Raw genomic sequence first — 19,463 nt, forward strand, 5'->3', positions numbered from 1 at the left:
AAGCGCTCAGACCACCTTTTGCAGTTCCTGTGCACCAACAGGCGCATTCACCTTGCCGCCGGTGATGAAGAAGGCAAAGACATCGCGCGGTGTCTTTTCGACCTTCCGATCCGGCGCTATCAGCGGCAGATCGTCCGGCACGCCGCCCTTTGCATAGGTCTTTACCCGCTCGGCCCAGTGGTCGATCTCTTTTTTCGGGTAACAGGTCTTGATATCGCCCTCGCCCTTCTGCAGGCGGCAATAGACGAAATCGGCGGTCACGTCAGGCAGCATCGGATAATCGTGATGATCGGCGCAGACGACGGCGACCTTGTGCCTGGCGAGAAGATCGATGAATTCCGGAACCTGAAATGTCTCGTTGCGTACCTCAACGACATGGCGAAGACGGATGCCGTCCTGCTTCTCGGGCAACAGGGACAGAAATGCGCCAAAATCCTCCGCGTCGAATTTTTTCGTCGGCGCGAATTGCCAGAGGATCGGACCGAGGTGGGACCCGAGTTCCGTCAGCCCCTGCGTCAGAAACTTCGTCATCGATTCACCAGCCTCGGCCAGAACCCTGCGGTTGGTGACGAAACGGCTCGCCTTTAGCGAGAAGATGAAATCCTCGGGCACTTCGGAAGCCCATTTTGCAAAAGTTTCCGGCTTCTGGCTGCTGTAATAGGTGCCGTTCACCTCGATGGCCGTGAGCTGCCGGCTCGCATGCTCCAACTGGCGCTTCTTCGGCAATTTTTCGGGATAAAACGTGCCTTCCCATGGCTCAAAGGTCCAGCCGCCGATACCGGTGCGGATCGTGCCTGATGTCGACATATGCTGTTCCTCCTCCGGCCTTTGGCCTATCGAACCCTTGCGACGAAAGCTGCGGATTACTCCGCAGCCTCCCGTTTTCCAGCCGGCCGGCGCTCCAGAAGCTCCTTCAGGAAGTGACCGGTATAGGAACGCTCGACCTTCACGATGTCCTCCGGTGTGCCGGTCGCCACCACTTCACCGCCGCCCGTGCCGCCTTCAGGCCCGATATCGATGATCCAGTCAGCCGTCTTGATGACTTCGAGATTATGCTCGATCACCACGACGGAATTGCCCTGCTCGACCAGCGCATGCAGCATTTCCAGGAGCTTGTTGACGTCGTGGAAATGCAGGCCGGTCGTCGGTTCGTCGAGAATATAGAGCGTGCGACCCGTCGAGCGTTTCGACAGTTCCTTGGCGAGCTTGACGCGCTGCGCTTCGCCGCCGGAGAGCGTATTGGCCTGCTGGCCGACCTTGATATAACCGAGGCCGACATCGAACAGCGATTGCAGCTTGTCGCGCACGGCCGGGACGGCGGCGAAGAACTCCACGCCTTCCTCCACCGTCATATCCAGCACATCGGCAATGGATTTGCCCTTGAAGGTGACATCGAGCGTCTCTCGATTGTAACGCTTGCCGTGACAGACATCGCAGGTGACGTAAACATCAGGCAGGAAGTGCATCTCGATCTTGATGACGCCATCACCCTGGCAGGCCTCGCAGCGGCCGCCCTTGACGTTGAAGGAGAAACGGCCCGGCGCATAACCGCGCGCCTTCGCTTCCGGCAAGCCGGCGAACCAGTCGCGGATCGGCGTGAAGGCGCCGGTATAGGTGGCCGGGTTGGAACGCGGCGTGCGGCCAATCGGCGACTGGTCGATATCGATGACCTTGTCGATGAATTCGAAACCGTCGATGCGGTCGTGTTCGGCCGGGATTTCGCGCGCACCCATCACCCGACGCGCCGCCGACTTGTAGAGCGTCTCGATCAGGAAGGTGGATTTGCCGCCGCCCGATACGCCGGTTACGGCAGTAAAGACACCGAGCGGCACAGCCGCGGTGACATTCTTCAGATTGTTGCCGCGTGCGCCAAAAACCTTGATCTCGCGACCCTTCTTGGGCTTGCGGCGCTCCGCCGGCACGGCGACGCCGAGTTCGCCGGAGAGATATTTGCCGGTCAGCGATTTCGGATTGGCCATCACCTCCTGCGGTGAGCCTTCAGCGATCACCTGACCGCCATGAATGCCGGCGGCTGGGCCGATATCGACCACATAATCCGCCGTCAGAATGGCGTCCTCGTCATGTTCGACCACGATGACGGTATTGCCGATATCGCGCAGATGTTTCAGCGTATCCAGCAGGCGGGCATTGTCGCGCTGGTGCAGGCCGATCGACGGTTCGTCGAGAACATAGAGAACGCCGGTGAGGCCCGAACCGATCTGCGAGGCCAGCCGGATGCGCTGGCTTTCACCGCCGGAAAGCGTGCCGGAATTGCGCGACAGGCTGAGATAATCCAGCCCGACATCGTTGAGGAAGCGCAGGCGTTCGCGGATTTCCTTGAGGATGCGGACTGCGATCTCGTTCTGCTTGGCGTTGAGGCTTTCCGGCAGTACCTCGAACCAGTCGCGCGCGGTGCGGATCGACATTTCGGTGACTTCACCGATATGCAGCTTGTTGATCTTCACGGCGAGCGCTTCCGGCTTCAGGCGATAACCGGCGCAGGCCGGGCAGGGGGCCGCCGACATGTAGCGTTCGATTTCCTCGCGCGCCCAGGCGCTGTCGGTCTCTTTCCAGCGACGCTCCAGATTGGGCACGATGCCTTCGAAATTCTTCACTGTCTTGTAGGAGCGGGCGCCGTCCTGATAGTTGAATTCGATCTTGTCATCGGTGCCCTGCAGGATGGCGTGCTGCGCCTCTTTCGAAAGATCCGACCACTTGCTCGACAGCTTGAAACCGAAAGCTTTGCCGAGTGCTTCCAGCGTCTGGTTGTAATAGGGCGAGGAGGATTTGGCCCAGGGAGCGATGGCGCCGTCACGCAGGGTGCGGGCTGGCTCCGGTACGATCAGGTTTTCATCCACCTTCTGCTGCGAGCCGAGGCCATCGCAGCTTGGGCAGGCGCCGAAGGGATTGTTGAAAGAGAACAGCCGCGGCTCGATTTCCGGAATGGTGAAACCGGAAACGGGGCAGGCGAATTTTTCCGAAAACAGCACCCGCTCATGGGTCTCGTTGAGCGACTTGTTGGCCGAACCGCCAGCGGCGGTTTCTTCCGGCGGCAGAGGCTTGTCGGCAAATTCGGCGATTGCCAAGCCATCGGCAAGCTTGAGGCAGGTCTCGAGACTGTCGGCCAGGCGTGCGGCCATATCCGGGCGCACGACGGCGCGGTCAACGACCACGTCGATATCGTGTTTGTATTTCTTGTCGAGGGCGGGCACGTCGGCGATTTCGTAGAACTGGCCATCCACCTTGACGCGCTGGAAGCCCTTCTTCATCAGCTCGGCAAGTTCCTTCTTGTATTCGCCTTTGCGGCCGCGCACCATCGGCGCGAGGATGTAAAGACGCGTGCCTTCCTCAAAAGCGAGGATGCGGTCGACCATCTGGCTCACCGTCTGGCTTTCGATCGGCAGGCCCGTGGCCGGCGAATAGGGCACGCCGACACGCGCGAAGAGGAGGCGCATATAGTCGTAGATTTCGGTGACCGTGCCGACCGTGGAACGCGGATTGCGCGATGTGGTCTTCTGCTCGATGGAGATCGCCGGCGAGAGGCCGTCGATCTGGTCGACATCCGGTTTCTGCATCATTTCCAGGAACTGGCGCGCATAGGCCGACAGGCTCTCGACATAACGGCGCTGGCCTTCGGCATAGATCGTATCGAAGGCAAGCGAGGACTTGCCCGAACCGGAAAGGCCGGTCATGACGATCAGCTTGTTGCGCGGCAGGTCCAGATCGATGCCCTTGAGGTTGTGCTCGCGGGCGCCACGGATGGAAATCGTCTTCAGTTCACTCATGACAAGGCTCGGACAAAAATAACAGGCTTGATGGCAGCGCGTCCTTATGTAGTGACGCAGCCGGATGTGTCGAGGTCTATTCCCACTCGGTCGCAGCTTTTCGGAATGCTTGACTCGAAATCTGCGATTTAATAGAACAAAAAAGGAACGAATTGCAAGCGCGAATGTCTGCTCCCGCAGCTTAAGATTATTCTTTGTGGATAGTTCCATGCTTGCGGTGCCCTTTGCGGGCGGCGGCAGCTATTGTGTGTCGAATTTTTTGAAATGCAATTGCCGGTCATGATGGCCGGCGGACAGGATGACGAGATGGCTGGTAGCGTAAACAAGGTAATTCTGATCGGGAACGTGGGCGCCGATCCCGAAATCCGCCGGACGCAGGACGGCCGCCCCATCGCCAATCTGCGCATTGCCACCTCGGAGACCTGGCGGGACCGCAACAGCGGCGAGCGCCGCGAGAAGACCGAATGGCACACCGTCGTCGTCTTCAACGAAGGCCTGTGCAAGGTCGTCGAGCAATATGTCAAGAAGGGCGCCAAGCTCTATATTGAAGGCCAGCTGCAGACGCGCAAATGGCAGGACCAGACCGGTAACGACCGTTATTCAACTGAAATCGTGCTGCAGGGCTTCAACTCCACGCTGACGATGCTCGATGGTCGCGGTGAGGGCGGTGGCCGCAGCAGCGGCGATTTCGGCGGCGGCAACGATTATGGCAGTGGCGGCGGCTCCAGCTATGGCGGCGGTTACGACCAGCAGTCCTCGTCGCGCGGCGGCTCTTCCCGTGGCGGCGGCCAGCCTTCCGGCGGCTTCTCCAACGATATGGATGACGATATTCCGTTCTGAGCGGCTGGCGAATTCGGGAAAGCGTAACGGGAGACAGGTATGAGTGATGCGCCCGCACCGAAACAGCCGGCAACCTGGCGCATCGTTCTTGCCTTCTTCCTCGATTTCTGGACGGCGTTTTTCGCCGCCGGATTTCTCGTGGCGGCGGTTGCAGGCGGGCGCACGCCACAGGGGTTTGCCTTGAACGGTGTGCCTGCCTTTATCGCCTTTGTGCTTATCATCGCATATTTTGTCGTGCTCGGCCGGTTCTTCGGCGGCACGCTATGGCAGCGTCTTCTGAAGGCGAGGCGCTAACATCCGGCTTTGCCGGTTCCAGGGGCGTCGCGGCAGACTATGCCGCCACCTTGTCCGCCAGCATCGCCACCATGACATCGGATTGCGACACGATTCCCACCATCTTGCCTCTGGCGTCGATGACCGGCAGGTAGTGCAGTCCTTCTTCGGCAAAGCGGATGATGGCCTCCTCGATTGCCGTTTCAGGCCGTACGGTTCTGACCGGCGATGTCATGATGTCCTTGACGGTATCGTTGGGGGCGCTTGCGCCGGAGAGGATGAGGCGCAGCCGCTGCAGGAAACCAATGGAGGGGCGGCCGTTTCTCCAGCTCGCCTTTTCCAGAAAATCCGTCTGGGTGACGATGCCGACGATCTCCGCTTTATCGTTGGTGACCGGCAATGCCTTGAAATGGTGGCTGTGCATCAGCGCGTGGGCATGACGCAGACTGTCATCAGGCGCAACACCGACGACATCGCGCGACATGACGCTGGCGCAATCGAGATGCAGCGCACGGCGACGCCAGGAGCGCAGTTCGGTCTTGCGTAAAATGGTTTCGAGCTCGTCACGGTCGATATCCAGTACCTGGTCATATTCCTTCAGCACCTCGTCGAGGTCGTTGGAGGAAAAGCCGATTTTCTGGATGGGGGTCGGATCGGTGGTGCCGTGGGCGGCCTTGCCGAGCTTCAGGCCGTGTGGGTAGGCGCGGCCGGTGGCATTGTTATAGGCGAGGGCCAAGGCAAGAAGGATCAGCGAATTTCCGGCGACGGGCCAAAGCAGGAAACCATAACCGAGGCTGTGAACGGCAGGGCCGCCGAGAACGGCGGTGAGCGCCACCGCTCCGCTTGGCGGGTGCAGGCAGCGCAAGGCCATCATCGCGGCAATGGCGAGGCTGATGGCGAGCGCGCTGGCAAGGAATAGATCCGGAACCAGCAGCGCCACCGTCACGCCCACGAAGGCCGAAACGAGGTTGCCGCAGAGGATCGACCAGGGCTGCGCCAGCGGGCTGGAGGGCACGGCGAACAAAAGCACCGCGGAAGCGCCCATCGGCGCGATCATGGCGGGCAGGGTGGGATCGAAACGCAGAGCGAGACTTCCCAGAAGGCCGGTCAGCAGAATGCCGACAAAGGCGCCGGTTGCGGAGCGCAGCCTTTCCCTGTTGCTGACGGGTGCGGCATCCGGGATGAGGCGACGCAGCGTGGAACGCATGGAGATAACTTTCGAATCCGAAAAAACATGCGTCTTTTAGCCGAAGCGGCGGTCGGATTTAAAGGGAGGATTTTCCGGCATTTCAGCGGTTGGCGGGAATTTATTGCGCAGGCACCGCCAAGGGTTGGCCTTTCAAAATGCGAAGGCCGATTTTATGCCATCGACCACGAACTGTACGGAAAGGGCGGCAAGCAGCACGCCGAGCAGTCGGGTCAGGATCGCGCGGCCCGTATTGCCGAGAAAACGGTCCATCCGTTCCGAGACGATCAGCGCGGCATAAACGAGGGCCATGGCGAAAGCGAGGATCAGGATGAGCACCAGCATCTCGACGGTGGTTTTCATCGAGCCGGCAAGTAGCACGGTTGCGGAAATGGCGCCCGGCCCGGCGATCAGGGGCAGCGCCAGCGGAAAGACCGCCAGATTGTGAAGGTGGTCCTTGGTGATGGCGATCTCAGAGGTCTTTTCCTTGCGCTCCTGGCGCTTTTCGAAAATCATCTCGAACGAAATCCAGAACAGCAACAGGCCGCCGGCGATGCGGAAAGCGCCGAGCGAGATGCCGAGAAGATTGAGGATGGCGAGGCCGAAGAGCGCGAAGACGGCGAGAATGCCAAAGGCGATGATGGAGCCGCGCAGCGCCACCTGGCTGCGCTGGTCGCGCGTCATGCCGGCGGTCAGCGCCAGAAAGACGGGGGCAAGGCCCGGCGGATCGAGCGTGACCAGAAGTGTGGTAAGCGCGTTGATGAGCGTTTCGCTGCTGGCCATTCTTTCCCCGTCTTATCTGTTTTTAGGGCGGAGCCTACGCAAGTCGCCGGCACTTTGAAAGGGAGCGGCGGCGCTTTTGCCGGGCTAAATCGTGAAAAGCGGCGTTCGTCTTGCAAATGACGCAAAAGCCTGTTCAAAACTCGCCGGGAAATTGGCTTAACGTGGCTGTTTCCGCTATAAAAATCCATCCGATTCTTAACAGAGAATGTGATCCGTTTTGACTGACCAGAGCCCCCCCGGCGGCGGAAAACTTCCGCCAGGCATTGAACCGATTTCCATCATGGAGGAAATGCAGCGGTCGTATCTCGATTACGCCATGAGCGTCATCGTGTCCCGCGCGCTTCCCGATGTGCGAGACGGCCTGAAGCCGGTTCATCGCCGTATTCTTTACGGCATGTCCGAACTCGGCATCGACTGGAACAAGAAATACGTCAAATGCGCCCGCGTTACCGGGGACGTGATGGGTAAATTCCATCCGCACGGCAATGCGGCGATCTATGACGCTTTGGCACGTATGGCGCAGGACTGGTCGCTCCGCCTGCCGCTGATCGACGGGCAGGGCAATTTCGGCTCCATCGACGGCGATCCGCCGGCGGCAGAACGTTATACCGAATGCCGTCTGGAAAAGGCCGCCCATTCGCTGCTCGACGATCTCGACAAGGAAACGGTCGATTTCCGCGACAACTATGACGGCACCCTGCAGGAGCCGGTCGTCATTCCGGCGAAGTTCCCGAACCTTCTGGTCAACGGGGCAGGCGGCATCGCGGTCGGCATGGCCACCAATATTCCGCCGCACAATCTCTCGGAAGTCATCGACGGCTGTATCGCCATGATCGACAATCCGGCGATCGAGCTGCCGGAGCTGATGCAGATCATTCCCGGCCCGGATTTCCCGACCGGCGCGCTGATCATGGGCCGTTCCGGCATCCGTTCGGCCTATGAGACCGGCCGCGGCTCGGTTATCATGCGCGGCCGCGCCACCATCGAGCCGATGCGCGGCGACCGCGAGCAGATCATCATCACCGAGGTTCCCTATCAGGTGAACAAGGCGAACATGATCGAAAAGATGGCCGAACTGGTCAAGGAAAAGCGCATCGAGGGTATTTCCGACCTGCGCGACGAATCCGACCGTCAGGGCTATCGCGTCGTCATCGAATTGAAGCGCGACGCCAATGCCGAAGTCATCCTGAACCAGCTTTACCGCTATACGCCGCTGCAGACCTCCTTCGGCTGCAACATGGTGGCGCTGAACGGCGGCAAGCCGGAGCAGATGACGCTCATCGACATGCTGCGCGCCTTTGTGGCCTTCCGTGAAGATGTCGTCAGCCGTCGTACGAAATATCTGCTGCGCAAGGCGCGCGAGCGTGCGCATGTGTTGGTTGGTCTGGCGATTGCGGTTGCCAATATCGACGAGGTCATCCGGGTTATCCGTCATGCGCCCGATCCCGCTTCGGCCCGCGAAGAGCTGATGACGCGGCGCTGGCCGGCGCAGGATGTGGAAAGCCTGATCCGTCTGATCGACGATCCGCGCCACCGCATCAATGAAGATGGCACCTATAACCTCTCGGAAGAGCAGGCCCGCGCCATTCTCGAACTGCGCCTTGCCCGCCTCACGGCGCTTGGCCGCGATGAAATCGGCGACGAGCTGAACAAGATCGGCGCGGAAATTTCCGAGTACCTCGAAATCCTGTCGTCGCGCCTGCGCATCCAGCAGATCGTCAAGGACGAGCTTGTCGCCATCCGCGACGAGTTCGGCACGCCGCGCCGGTCCGAGATCGTCGAGGGCGGTCCCGATATGGACGATGAAGACCTCATCGCCCGCGAGGACATGGTCGTCACCGTTTCGCATCTCGGCTATATCAAGCGCGTGCCGCTGACCACCTACCGGGCGCAGCGCCGCGGCGGCAAGGGCCGTTCCGGCATGGCGACGCGCGACGAGGATTTCGTCAACCGTCTCTTCGTCGCCAATACCCATACGCCGGTGCTGTTCTTCTCCTCGCGTGGCATCGTCTACAAGGAAAAGGTCTGGCGTCTGCCGATCGGTACGCCGCAGTCCAAGGGCAAGGCCCTCATTAACATGCTGCCGCTGGAGCCCGGCGAGCGCATCACCACCATCATGCCGTTGCCCGAGGACGAAACGACCTGGGAAACGCTGGATGTGATGTTCTCGACGACGCGCGGCACGGTTCGCCGCAACAAGCTCGGCGATTTCGTGCAGGTCAACCGCAATGGCAAGATCGCCATGAAGCTGGACGAGGAGGGCGATGAAATCCTCTCCGTCGAAACCTGTACGGACCGCGACGACGTGTTGCTGACGACCGCGCTCGGCCAGTGCATCCGCTTCCCCGTGGACGATGTGCGCGTCTTTGCCGGCCGCAACTCCGTCGGTGTACGCGGCATAAACATGGCCGAGGGCGACCGCATCATCTCCATGACCATTGTGGGCCATGTGGAAGCTGAACCGTGGGAGCGTGCGGCCTATCTGAAGCGCTCGGCTACCGAACGGCGTGCCGCAGGCGTGGATGAGGACGATATAGCGCTCGTCGGCGAGGAAGTGACGGAAGAGGGCGAACTCAGTGAAGAGCGCTATCAGGAACTGAAGGCACGCGAAGAGTTCGTGCTGACGGTTTCCGTGAAGGGCTTCGGCAAGCGTTCCTCTTCTTACGACTTCCGCACCTCTGGTCGCGGCGGCAAGGGCATCCGCGCCACCGATACCTCGAAGACCAACGAGATCGGCGAACTCGTCGCGGCCTTCCCCGTGGAAGAAGGCGACCAGATCATGCTGGTTTCCGATGGCGGTCAGCTCATCCGCGTGCCGGTCAACGGCATCCGCATCGCCAGCCGCGCCACCAAGGGTGTGACGATCTTCTCGACCGCCAAGGATGAGAAGGTGGTTTCCGTGGAGCGCATCAACGAGCCGGAAGGCGACGACGAAGCAGAGAACGGCAATGGCGAAGATGCCGCCGACGATCTGCCGGATACGCCGGAGGCACCGGACAGCGAGGCGTAAGCCGCCTCGTTATCTTCGGTTACCAATCAAGAAAAACCCCGCGGCGCTCAGGCTCCGCGGGGTTTTTGTTTTTGTCTTGTCGACTGCGTTTGATTTTCAGCGAATGCGAATATGGACCGGAGCGCGACCCGAGCGGCTCGCGACATGAAGGTGGATGTTCGCTTCCGGCTGGTTGGAGCGCCAGGCGCGGGCGCCATGCGACAGAAGCAGCGCCACGAGATCGCGTGTCTTCGCCTTGGAACGATTAAGACCGAGATCGGCGATACGCATCGCCGCCTCGTGAATGGGATGCAGAACCGACAGGCTGCCATGCCCGTTGCCAGACGCAATGTCCGAATAATTCTCGTTGACTGCCATCTTGGAAAGCCTCGCTACACATTACAAACTTCGAGGAGACAGGCGATGTTTCGACCATGAACCACCGCCTGCGGAAACGTCTGTTACTGGAGTGACGCCCAGCAGCTGACGCCTTTCTTTTTCAATGCATTGCATGCATTCACCGCGGCGTTCTGGCCATCGAAGCCGCCGAAACGGGCGCGGTAGATCTGGGAGCCGTCCTTGCTGAAGGCGACCGTGAAGGGTTTTGCGGAGCGCAGTGCCGCGCCGCCCTTTTCCTGCGCGTTCTGCAACAGGCCGCGCGCAGAATTCTCATCGGGAGATGCACCGATCTGGATCACCCAGCCACCCTGCGGAGCCTCGGACCTGGCCGAAACCGAAGGGGCGGAGAGGACAGGCGCCGTGGTGGAGGCGGTAACGATATTGTCCACCTTGGTCGAGTTGGTGATCAACTTGCGGTCCGGTGCAGCGGGCGCCTGATTGATTGGATCCTTGCCCTTCTGCCAGGTGGCGGCTTCCATGGCCTTGACGGCTGCATTGGAAGAGGAGCCTGCAAAGGCAGTGACCGGGGCTTCTTCGTAACGGGTCTGCGGCACCGGACCGGAATTGGGCAGGCCGGCTGCGGTTGCTGCAACTGCGACGGACGGAACAGCAGCCGCTACGGCGACGGGCTCTTCGACTGGCGCTGAGCGGGTCTGCGCGATCAGGTTGCTGTTGCCGCCACGCGATGCCTGCGGCAGGTAGGTTGCAACAAGCTTGCGCATGGTGGCGTCACGGGCAGCGCTGGAGCGGCCGCCGAGAACGACGGCGACGATGGAGCGACCGTCCAGCTGAGCCGATGTAGCAAGGTTGCTGCCGGCTGCACGGGTATAACCGGTCTTGATGCCATCCACACCCTTCACGGTTCCGACGAGGCGGTTATGGTTGCCGATAACCTGCTTGCCGAAATTGAAGGTGCGGGTGGAGAAATAGCCGTAATATTGCGGGAAATGCTGGCGAAGCGCGACGCCGAGACGGGCCTGGTCGCGTGCCGTCGTCATCTGCGCCGTGTTGGGCAGGCCGTTGGCGTTGCGATAGGTCGTGCGGGTCATGCCGAGTGCGCGGGCCTTGGCGGTCATCATTCTGGCGAAACGGTCTTCCGAGCCGCCGAGATATTCGCCGAGCGCGGTTGCCATGTCATTTGCGGACCGGGTGACGAGTGCAAGGATAGCCTGTTCCACAGTGATGCTGCCGCCGGCGCGCACGCCGAGCTTGGATGGCGGCTCCTTGGCGGCGTTGGCTGACACCGGCACCTTGGAATCGAGTGAGATACGTCCGGTATTGAGCGCTTCGAATGTCAGATAAAGCGTCATCATCTTCGTCAGCGAAGCCGGATAACGCAGCCCGTCCGGATCCTCTCCATAGAGGACCTTGCCGGTCTTGGCATCGATGACGATACCCGCATATTTCGGATCGGCCTTTGCGGTCTGAACGGATGTTGCGGTTATGAACGCCGCAGCAAGGGTTAGCGCAATAAACCTTACGAAAGACGTCGCACCCGCTTTGCGCGAATGTGCCCCAGATAGACTTTTCAACACTGCTGAACTCTTCAATCGCATATTTCTGTTCCGCTCGGACACGCCCCGCCCGATGCTCCGGGAAGAAACTTTATCGGGATGGCGTTACCAAGTGGTTTATGAAAGGTATCTGCCTTCCATAAAATGCGACTTTTCGCACGCAATCTGTGCCGTGCTGTTTCACCGATTTCCGTCTTTTACGAGGCGGCGCTCGATATAGTTTTTTACATCCGCGTCGAGCTTTTGCCATTGTGGCAGCAGGGCGGAGGAGAAACGGTAGAACAGGCTGAGGTCCTGTCCGGCGTGAATATCCCTCTGGCAATCGCTGCCGGTGGCCGCCTGCGGCGTTTGCGGCAGCAGGCAGCGCACCACATAGGCGCTTTGGCCTTCGCGCTCGCCGGTCAATATCACTTCCTTGCCGTAACCGGAATCGGCGCGCAGGCGGTGCAGCAGCAAGCCGTGCTTCAGCGGCACGGGCTCTCCCTCCGTCAGCCTCGAATAGATCGGCCCGAAACGACCGGACATGTCCTCGGACATGGTGCTTTGCGAAAGCTGGATGAAGATCAGCCCTGCCGCCTGCGCCGGATCGTCGAAGACGGCGCGATTCGCCTCCTCATAACCCTTGAGGTCAGGCCAGCTCAGATAAAGGTCGACGCGCTCGCGCTCTCCGCCGAGTCGCTCCGAAGGCGCCCGCAGGGTGTTTTTTGCAAGCTTCAGCCGGTCGTTGCCGATGACGATCTCAACCTCCTCGGTGGCCGTCGTATGGCCCGCCTGAAGAATCCGCTCGCCATACCATTTGATGCCGACATTGAGGGCGCCGAGAAAGACGAGAAGAATTCCGGCGATGAGAGCGGCCCGGAGCATGAGTGACGATGAAAGCAGGGGTTTCTGGTCGTTCATGGGCTTCCATATTCATTCCGGCCGCCGGATGGGTTTCCGGCCGGGAAATAGCCGTGCAAAGCTTTAACCCGGGGCGATCGGCATTGAAATGATGTTTTGCCGCTGCTACCTGATAACCACCAAGCAAAGGACGGCATATGGCAGCGCGCGACAGATATTCCCGGAAGCTCGAATGTTCCAGATGTGGTCATCAGGGTTTTGCCGAAGCGTCGGAATCGGATGACAAGAGCCGCCGGGACGTCGATTTTCGCATCGATGAAATGCCGCGCGGATTTCGCGCCGAGCGCGCCTCGGGCGATCCGACGGATTTCATGATCCGCTGCGCCCAGTGCGGCAATATATTCCGTTTCCTGCAGAAAACCGCCTATGCGCCCGGAGGCGAGCCGCGCGTGAAGGCCTGAAGGGAAGGTGCCAGCATGACTTTACCGCAACAACCAAACGGAGCGCCGCAAAGGCGCAAGCCGATCTGGCCGTGGATCGTGCTTCTGGTGCTGACGCTCTCAGCCATCTACTCCTATAATCGCGCCAACGAAATCATCGCCGAATTGTCCGAGACCTTGCCGCCGGCGCTGCTGAACCTGTTCGAAGATATCCTCAGGGGTGACGGCCGGCATGGCAATGGCGGGCCGAGCATCGGCGTCTGAGGCGAGGGCGGTATGGAGAACCGCTGGCCTTTTTGGCCGCGATTCTTCTTCTGGCCAAAAAAGAAAAAAGCCCCGCAAAGAGGCGGGGCAGGTTGATCGCTCGGGGAAAGTTGGGCAATGCCCGGGAGCGATGGGTTGATATAAGTGACAACAGTGCTGACGCGATAGGCCATTTCCGTCCCAAACAGTACGCCTATGCATAAATTTCGCTCAATCAGCAGATTTTTAAACGATGAGTTCGTAAAATCTGTAAGACAACTTGACAGACTTTCGCTTTATTCTTCGCATTGCCTCGAATTGCACATATTCGCCTTTAACATAACGTGACATGAGCAGACGCATGGATAAATCGGGAATCCTTTTCGTGGCGCTTTTGTTGGTGCTTGTCGCAATCGTTTTGAGCCTGACGCTATTCGATACGGCTCAGCAGGTGCCCTCGATACCTTCAGGCGACGGATCCCTGCTGCCGCCGGCAACGACCCCGGGGCAATGATCTGCCAACCGCAAGAGAAGGGCGACACGGCTCGCCCGGGCGGGATTGACGGCCTTTTTCAAACCGCTATAAAGCCTCACCACCGATGGATGGGTGTCCGAGTGGTTTAAGGAACCGGTCTTGAAAACCGGCGTGCGTGAGAGCGTACCGTGGGTTCGAATCCCACCCCATCTGCCATTTCTCAACAAAATCATATATTTGCAGAGAAAATTCTCCGCTTGCCATAACTTGACGGTTTGTTGGTCTTTCTTTTGCATAGAATGGTTCAGGGCATTATAGAACCCCGGTGACTATGCGCTCAAATTTCAAAATCGATTCATGAGGATGGCGATGCCGATTCCGTTAGAGAAAATCGTAGAGGCTGCCGAAAAAGCAGGATTTGCAACGGAGTTGAGAGCCGCGTCCGCTTTGGCTAACGCCAACTGGAAATCCTTTCAGAGTGTTTATTTCATCGATAAGGATGAAGGAAAGGGACGTGAGCTAGACATTCGAGCCCATAGGATATTCGGAAGTTTGGATGTGAAGCCCGAAGTGACGTGTATGATCACGCTTTGTATCGAGGTCAAAAAGACGGCTGATCCATTCATTTTTTACACCAACAAAAAAGGCAAGCTTGATGGCTCAGCAGGATATGGAATTTTTCATTGGAAGAACAAGGTAAATCGATATGTTCTAAGCTACGAAGACATTGAGCGAAAACGTCCAATGGCAAGGGTAGAACGTCTTGCAAGATCATATTCTTGTTTCAAGACTGGACAGACCCAGCATATCCAATCCGGCATAATTTCAGCGTTCAAAGCTGCCATACATCAGCGGGACAACTGCAACGAAATTTACTCTGACACGTCGGGAGATGTTTGTTTTTTTGTACCCATGATGGTGGTGGATGGGCCTATTTATGAATGTTACTTTGAGGAAGGTGATCAAAACCTAACCGCTCGTGAGATTAACGAGGTTGTTTATTGTCAAAACTATCATTCGGGTAAATACGGGCGGGTATCGAACAATGTTTACGTGATGAACTTGAAAACATTCGAACAGAGGCTACCAGATTTTTCCGCATGGGGGGAAGATATGTTGGTAACAATGGCAAAGAAGCGGGCCGCCGTAGAGACGGCTGATACAATCGAATGAACTAGTAAGTGGAAAAGCCCCACGGGGTCAACCGTGGGGCTCTGGTTAGGCCGCCTTATAGAGCGCCTTGAGTTCTTCCAAGTCTTCAGCAAGCATGGCGCTGTAAGCTGTTGCTGCTGCTTCCGTCAGACCTTTGGCAAAAGGCGAGTTTCGCACCCATTGGAGCGTTGACTGCCCTTCTTTGGGTTTGACGTGCGCCACAGCGAACCCGTGTTCGTGGTCGTGCGTCAAGACTACATCGCGGATCGTCATCTGCATGTCGGGAAGGAAGAACTGCACCTTCGCCAGCTTGCGGAAACCCGTTTCCCGGTCATGGCCCTTACTGATAGGCTCAATGCTGATAGTCTTTACCTTCACGGCTTTCCCTCCTCTGCTCGAAATGTAATGAAATCCCCTTTCTCTGAAGGCGTCATTAGCTTGATGTTGTATCTGCGGTTATCGCGGGTATCGCGCATGAACCATGTTGTGTTAACCGTCTTTGACTTCGGCTGCATTCTGATCGTGACTTCCACCATCCTTGTGCCGCTCACCACGCCGTTAAGGTAAATCTCGTCACCATTCAGGACGCGGAACCGGCCAGCCGTGGTGAATTGCAAAGCTGGCGGGCCAGCGCCGGGAATGACGGTCCCGAAACCGTCATTCGAGTCAGTTGGTTTCCAGAAGCCGAAGGAACGGCGAAGATCGCCGCCCCCGGTCACTGCTGCACCTCCGATGCCTGGGCATTTTGTGACACGCCTAGACGGGCCATGTTCAACGGCTCCATGTACGTATCACCGCCCGAAACCTTGCTCATGTTTTCAAAGCCGCGAATCTCATCCACCGACAGGAATCCAGCTTCACGGCCAATCTTATAAGCCGCGTAGCGGGTAGCCAAATCACCACGAAGCAGGCCGGAAAGATCGTGCTCGATGTAGTGCGTCTTTCGAGCCTCCGGCGAAAGCAGCGTGACGTTGTAGACGCTTTCGATTCGCTTGGCCCACGGCGCAAGGACTCGAGTCACAAGGGCGCGACTTTCCTCGCCAATGTTGCTGTAGGTCGCATCGTCGGTGATGCCCACGGCAGACGGCGGAACGCCATAGACGCGGCAGATATCCAGATTTGACAGCTTGCGGCTTTCGAGAAATTCGGAGTCTCGGCTGTTGAACTGGAAAGTTTCGAACTTCGCCCCACCATCCAGCACCATGACTTCGTTCGCCTTGAGTTGCCCGACAAATCGATCCTTGAATTTCTTGATTGCCTCGTCTTTACCAGCGCCGCCGAGCTTTTCAGGAAACACCAGAGCGCCAGCCGGTCGAAATGCATTCTCAGCCGCTGTGCCTGCCGTGTCCTGTTGAGCCAAGGCAAGGCCGAAGGTGGCGCTTGCGATCTGGATAGGCGACAGACCTAGAACGCCGTCTTTCGTCCGGTAGCGCACGTGCAAGATTTCGTCTTGCGTGTAGGTTTCCGTTCCGCCGTTCGCCAAAGCGACCTTATAGCGAAGGCGTCCGGTTGACAGTCGTTCCACCGTGACCGAAGGCGACGGAATTGGATGCAGCGCGGTAATCTGGCTGCGGCCATTCCGTTCAATCCGGGCGTAAGCATTGCCGTACATTAGCGCCGAAACATTCATCCATTCCCGGCCTTCAAAGGCCGTCAGGAGTGGCGAGAACGTATCTTTCAGCACTGGGTATAGCGCATGATCAGAGGCCGCTTCCCGGCCACCGTCATCCGTTCTCCGGTAGACCTTCAGCGGCACGGCTGCCAGTTGTTCCGCGATTAGCTGAATACACCGATGGGCGACGGCATGGCCGCTGGCCTTCTCAATGTCGGCACGGGCCTGCCAGCGCGCACGAAGGAATTCGCCTAGGAACGGATCGCTTGAAGAGACAGCGCGCGTTTCCTTTGCCTTAAACGGCCACATATGCACCTCCTTCCAATTCCAAGATTCGAATGCGGCGCTGTGCGTCGGTCATTGGCTTGCGCGACCGGACGGCAAGAGACGTGCCAGAATATGCCGGGAACGCCTGCACAACGCTGATTTCGCGAAGGTCAACGGCCTTCAGGGTCCGCTTTTCGCCGTGCCATTCGTCGCCGCCTTCCGGGACGTTGAAACCGAACGACATGCCGCCGATATCATGGCGGGCAGCAAGTGAAGCGATATCGCGGCCCAGCTGTGTGTCTGGCAAATCTAGTTCGAAACGGAGTCCTTTCTGATCCTCTTCGAGGATCAGGCTGCCCGACGCGCTATCAGCCATTCCTCCAACTCCTTCAGGCCGCCTTTTTCCGCCGTAGGTATCTGGATTTGGAAATCCAGCGCATCGGTGAATGATTCCGCGCCTTCGATTTCCTGCTTTCCCAAGCGGTCCTGAAGGCGAATGAATCCGTCTTCCAGCGCCAAATAAAGAACGTCACCTTGTTCGGTTCGATGCCCCATGAACGGGATTCCGGCTTCCACGCAACGGGCCAATTGTAGAGAGAGCCAAGATTTCCCTTGCTTCGGAGGACCCACAAGAAGAAGGCAACCGGCAGGGAACAAGCCCTCCACAATCTGGCGCGGCCTCTCAAATCTCCGCCGCATCAACTGCCTTGCTGTCAGTCTGACTTCTTCAGCCTCGTCTTCCGGTTCCGGCTTTGGCTTTGATTTCCGCGCTGGCGCGCTAAAGGCTGCCCGCCGTCTACCAATCTTCTCAAAATTGAACTTTCCGCCCCAACCGGGGGAGTCGTCTTCTGCATGCGGTTCCATCTTTAATGCGTGGTGCGCGATGCAATGCGCTCATCAAGCCAAGCCGTCACTTCGGAACGAACGTAAGCGATGCGGCGCGCCGATAGTTGGACTGGCTTCGGGAAGTGGCCCGTAGCGCTCAAAATGCCAAGCTGCATCGCGGAAAATGTGGTTTCGGCGGCAGCCTCCTTTGGCGACATGAGGCGAGGTAGAGATTTTTCGGACATGGATGCTCCTCTGCTGTTTCGTAAGACATTCCTTTCGTCAGCGATGACAGTGCGGGCAGCTGCAAGCCCGTGAGGGCGCGCAGAAATCCAGCCGGTCAAGCCGTGACAAGGTTCAAATTGTTAGGATTTGTTAGGGTCGGCGCATAATGCAGGCAACGTTCTCGACGTGCAGGGCTTCCGCGCTTCAGGTAACAATCAGTCTCCTACACGCAAGATTATTACGCGTCAACTCCCTTTTTGCACATTTTACGAAAAGGGGCCTCGTCGCGATATTAATCAAGATAAGCACTCCAATCGTCCATTAACTTGCGCCGCTTCGCCAGCGCGTCGGACCGACGATAAGCGGCCTCCGTCTTGTCTTTGAGCGTGTGCGCCAAAGCTGTTTCAATGACCTCGCGGGGGTGATGTGTCTCGTCACCGGCCCAGTCTCGGAACGAGGATCGCAAGCCGTGCAACGTCTCCGTGCCGCCCGTAGCTGCGCGCAACGCCTTAACCATGGCCGTGTCTGATATCGCCTTGCCTTCGCTCTCACCTTCGAAAACAAGCGCCCCTGTGGCCATTTCCTGCCGCTCTTTAAGGATTTCCAAGGCACGGGCCGACAGCGGGACTCTGTGTTCCTTGCCTGCCTTCATCCGTTCCGCTGGAATGATCCATAGCGCGTTGTCTAGATCGATTTCAGACCAAACCGCGCCCCGTGCCTCGCCAGAGCGGGCCGCAGTCAAACATGCGAATTCTGCTGCGAAAGACGACACGCCTTTAGCCGCCCGAAGCTTCTTGATGACAGCGGGCAAGGCCTTATAGTCGATGGCCTCATGATGACCGCGATACAGCTTTTGGCGGGCAGGGAGCAATTCCTTGAGGCCACCGCGCCAGTCGGCAGGATTGTCTCCGGTATATAGACCGCGCGCCTTGGCATGGTCGATAACGGCTGCAATGCGCATGCGGGTCCGGTCGGCGGTTTCGGGCTTCTCTGTCCAGATAGGTTTGAGCGTCTCAACCACGTCATCACGTGTAATGTCGGCCACGGCCTTCTTGTGCAGCGGTGCGGCGTACTTGTCGAGCGTCATGCGCCATGCAGCTTTATGGCCCTTGCTCTTGGACTCGGTCATCTTCTTTTGGATCACGTCTTCCATAATCGCAGCGAAGGTCGGTCGCACCGCCAGTTCCTCACCACGCGCCAGACGCTGCCGGATGCCTTCGGCTTTCTCTCTGGCAAGATCAAGAGAAACGGGCGCAGTCCCTTGGCCGTATCCGCCAAGTCCTATCTCGGTACGCTTGCCGTCTCTCTTATAAATGAAGAACCATTGCTTTGAGCCGCCCGCCCTGACACGTAAATACAGACCGTCACCGTCGCTATAAATGCCAGCGGTGGAAAGCTTCTTGATCTTCGTTTCCGTGAGCTTGTTCCGCGCCATCGTCATTTCCCGTTGCCATAACCTAGGCATGGAAAATACGCAAAATACGACGATTTACAAGGCTAATGAACACGTAATTTCAATGTGTTACGAGGATCGGCGGACACCCCATCTGCCATAAAGCGCAAAAATCATTCAAACAACGCTGCGACGAGGGATGCCTCGATCGCGTTAATCAGC

At 58.4% G+C, this 19,463-nt stretch carries 20 protein-coding genes and 1 tRNA gene; 7 read left to right on the forward strand and 14 right to left on the reverse strand.

Going from position 1 to position 19,463, the window contains the following annotated elements:
* Positions 1 to 6 precede the first annotated feature (6 nt).
* Together PIB16_RS17915 and uvrA are read right to left on the reverse strand one after the other, a co-directional pair.
* Positions 7 to 807, reverse strand: a complete 801-nt coding sequence (locus PIB16_RS17915) for a DUF72 domain-containing protein (protein WP_271046081.1) — start codon at positions 805 to 807, stop codon at positions 7 to 9.
* Positions 808 to 863: 56 nt separating this feature from the next.
* On the reverse strand, positions 864 to 3,785 hold the full coding sequence (gene uvrA / locus PIB16_RS17920) for an excinuclease ABC subunit UvrA (RefSeq protein ID WP_271046082.1): 2,922 nt from the start codon (positions 3,783 to 3,785) through the stop codon (positions 864 to 866).
* A 264-nt stretch (positions 3,786 to 4,049) separates the two neighbouring features.
* Between uvrA and PIB16_RS17925 the strand changes: the two genes are divergently transcribed.
* Together PIB16_RS17925 and PIB16_RS17930 are read left to right on the forward strand one after the other, a co-directional pair.
* Entirely contained in the window at positions 4,050 to 4,625 is a 576-nt protein-coding gene (locus tag PIB16_RS17925; protein WP_174039148.1) for a single-stranded DNA-binding protein, read from the forward strand.
* Between the two features lie 39 nt (positions 4,626 to 4,664).
* Positions 4,665 to 4,919, forward strand: a complete 255-nt coding sequence (locus PIB16_RS17930; protein WP_174039147.1) for a hypothetical protein — start codon at positions 4,665 to 4,667, stop codon at positions 4,917 to 4,919.
* Between the two features lie 37 nt (positions 4,920 to 4,956).
* Here the strand turns inward: PIB16_RS17930 and PIB16_RS17935 are convergent, their stop codons facing one another.
* Together PIB16_RS17935 and PIB16_RS17940 are read right to left on the reverse strand one after the other, a co-directional pair.
* Complete coding sequence (locus PIB16_RS17935; RefSeq protein ID WP_065655438.1) at positions 4,957 to 6,105, reverse strand: CBS domain-containing protein; 1,149 nt, start codon at positions 6,103 to 6,105, stop codon at positions 4,957 to 4,959.
* A 132-nt stretch (positions 6,106 to 6,237) separates the two neighbouring features.
* The gene (locus tag PIB16_RS17940; protein WP_003525062.1) at positions 6,238 to 6,867 is read right to left on the reverse strand and encodes a MarC family protein; all 630 of its coding nucleotides are present in this window, start codon (positions 6,865 to 6,867) and stop codon (positions 6,238 to 6,240) included.
* Positions 6,868 to 7,084: 217 nt separating this feature from the next.
* On the opposite strand from PIB16_RS17940, the gene gyrA reads away from it, so the two are divergent.
* On the forward strand, positions 7,085 to 9,877 hold the full coding sequence (gyrA, locus tag PIB16_RS17945) for a DNA gyrase subunit A (RefSeq protein ID WP_271046083.1): 2,793 nt from the start codon (positions 7,085 to 7,087) through the stop codon (positions 9,875 to 9,877).
* A gap of 96 nt (positions 9,878 to 9,973) precedes the next feature.
* Here gyrA and PIB16_RS17950 read toward each other — a convergent pair whose 3' ends face one another.
* The 3 genes from PIB16_RS17950 to PIB16_RS17960 form a co-directional block, all read right to left on the reverse strand.
* Complete coding sequence (locus PIB16_RS17950; RefSeq protein ID WP_003502750.1) at positions 9,974 to 10,234, reverse strand: hypothetical protein; 261 nt, start codon at positions 10,232 to 10,234, stop codon at positions 9,974 to 9,976.
* Positions 10,235 to 10,317: 83 nt separating this feature from the next.
* Positions 10,318 to 11,811, reverse strand: coding sequence for a D-alanyl-D-alanine carboxypeptidase family protein (locus tag PIB16_RS17955; RefSeq protein WP_082710415.1), 1,494 nt, complete (start codon positions 11,809 to 11,811; stop codon positions 10,318 to 10,320).
* Between the two features lie 138 nt (positions 11,812 to 11,949).
* Positions 11,950 to 12,669, reverse strand: a complete 720-nt coding sequence (locus PIB16_RS17960) for a hypothetical protein (protein ID WP_271046084.1) — start codon at positions 12,667 to 12,669, stop codon at positions 11,950 to 11,952.
* Positions 12,670 to 12,806: 137 nt separating this feature from the next.
* Between PIB16_RS17960 and PIB16_RS17965 the strand changes: the two genes are divergently transcribed.
* From PIB16_RS17965 to PIB16_RS17980, 4 genes are all read left to right on the forward strand, one after another.
* Positions 12,807 to 13,070 (forward strand): hypothetical protein, encoded by a 264-nt coding sequence (locus PIB16_RS17965; RefSeq protein WP_035261275.1) that lies wholly within the window; start codon positions 12,807 to 12,809, stop codon positions 13,068 to 13,070.
* Between the two features lie 15 nt (positions 13,071 to 13,085).
* The gene (locus PIB16_RS17970; RefSeq protein ID WP_080856353.1) at positions 13,086 to 13,313 is read left to right on the forward strand and encodes a hypothetical protein; all 228 of its coding nucleotides are present in this window, start codon (positions 13,086 to 13,088) and stop codon (positions 13,311 to 13,313) included.
* A 580-nt stretch (positions 13,314 to 13,893) separates the two neighbouring features.
* Positions 13,894 to 13,983: transfer RNA gene (locus PIB16_RS17975), tRNA-Ser, on the forward strand.
* 147 nt (positions 13,984 to 14,130) lie between these two features.
* Positions 14,131 to 14,940: a hypothetical protein gene (locus PIB16_RS17980; protein ID WP_271046085.1), complete on the forward strand. Its 810-nt coding sequence runs from the start codon at positions 14,131 to 14,133 to the stop codon at positions 14,938 to 14,940.
* A 45-nt stretch (positions 14,941 to 14,985) separates the two neighbouring features.
* Here PIB16_RS17980 and PIB16_RS17985 read toward each other — a convergent pair whose 3' ends face one another.
* The 7 genes from PIB16_RS17985 to PIB16_RS18015 all read right to left on the reverse strand — a co-directional run bounded on the left by PIB16_RS17985 (position 14,986) and on the right by PIB16_RS18015 (position 19,283).
* Positions 14,986 to 15,297, reverse strand: a complete 312-nt coding sequence (locus tag PIB16_RS17985; RefSeq protein WP_271046086.1) for a hypothetical protein — start codon at positions 15,295 to 15,297, stop codon at positions 14,986 to 14,988.
* The gene (locus PIB16_RS17990) at positions 15,294 to 15,638 is read right to left on the reverse strand and encodes a phage head completion protein (RefSeq protein WP_162696678.1); all 345 of its coding nucleotides are present in this window, start codon (positions 15,636 to 15,638) and stop codon (positions 15,294 to 15,296) included. The genes PIB16_RS17985 and PIB16_RS17990 overlap by 4 nt, the downstream gene beginning before the upstream one ends.
* Positions 15,635 to 16,840 (reverse strand): phage portal protein, encoded by a 1,206-nt coding sequence (locus tag PIB16_RS17995; protein WP_271046087.1) that lies wholly within the window; start codon positions 16,838 to 16,840, stop codon positions 15,635 to 15,637. The genes PIB16_RS17990 and PIB16_RS17995 overlap by 4 nt, the downstream gene beginning before the upstream one ends.
* A complete protein-coding gene (locus PIB16_RS18000; protein ID WP_271046088.1) occupies positions 16,827 to 17,174 on the reverse strand; it encodes an HK97 family phage prohead protease in 348 nt (115 codons plus the stop codon). Before PIB16_RS18000 ends, PIB16_RS17995 begins: the two co-directional genes overlap by 14 nt.
* Positions 17,147 to 17,662 carry an AAA family ATPase gene (locus PIB16_RS18005; RefSeq protein WP_271046089.1) on the reverse strand — a complete coding sequence of 172 codons (516 nt, stop codon included), beginning with the start codon at positions 17,660 to 17,662 and terminating at the stop codon, positions 17,147 to 17,149. Before PIB16_RS18005 ends, PIB16_RS18000 begins: the two co-directional genes overlap by 28 nt.
* Positions 17,663 to 17,664: 2 nt before the next feature.
* A complete protein-coding gene (locus PIB16_RS18010) occupies positions 17,665 to 17,868 on the reverse strand; it encodes a helix-turn-helix transcriptional regulator (protein WP_135396801.1) in 204 nt (67 codons plus the stop codon).
* 272 nt (positions 17,869 to 18,140) lie between these two features.
* On the reverse strand, positions 18,141 to 19,283 hold the full coding sequence (locus PIB16_RS18015) for a tyrosine-type recombinase/integrase (protein ID WP_271046090.1): 1,143 nt from the start codon (positions 19,281 to 19,283) through the stop codon (positions 18,141 to 18,143).
* Positions 19,284 to 19,463 lie beyond the last annotated feature (180 nt).

The organism is Agrobacterium sp. ST15.13.015 (assembly GCF_027871645.1).
In the GTDB taxonomy this organism is placed as follows: Bacteria; Pseudomonadota; Alphaproteobacteria; order Rhizobiales; family Rhizobiaceae; genus Agrobacterium; species Agrobacterium leguminum.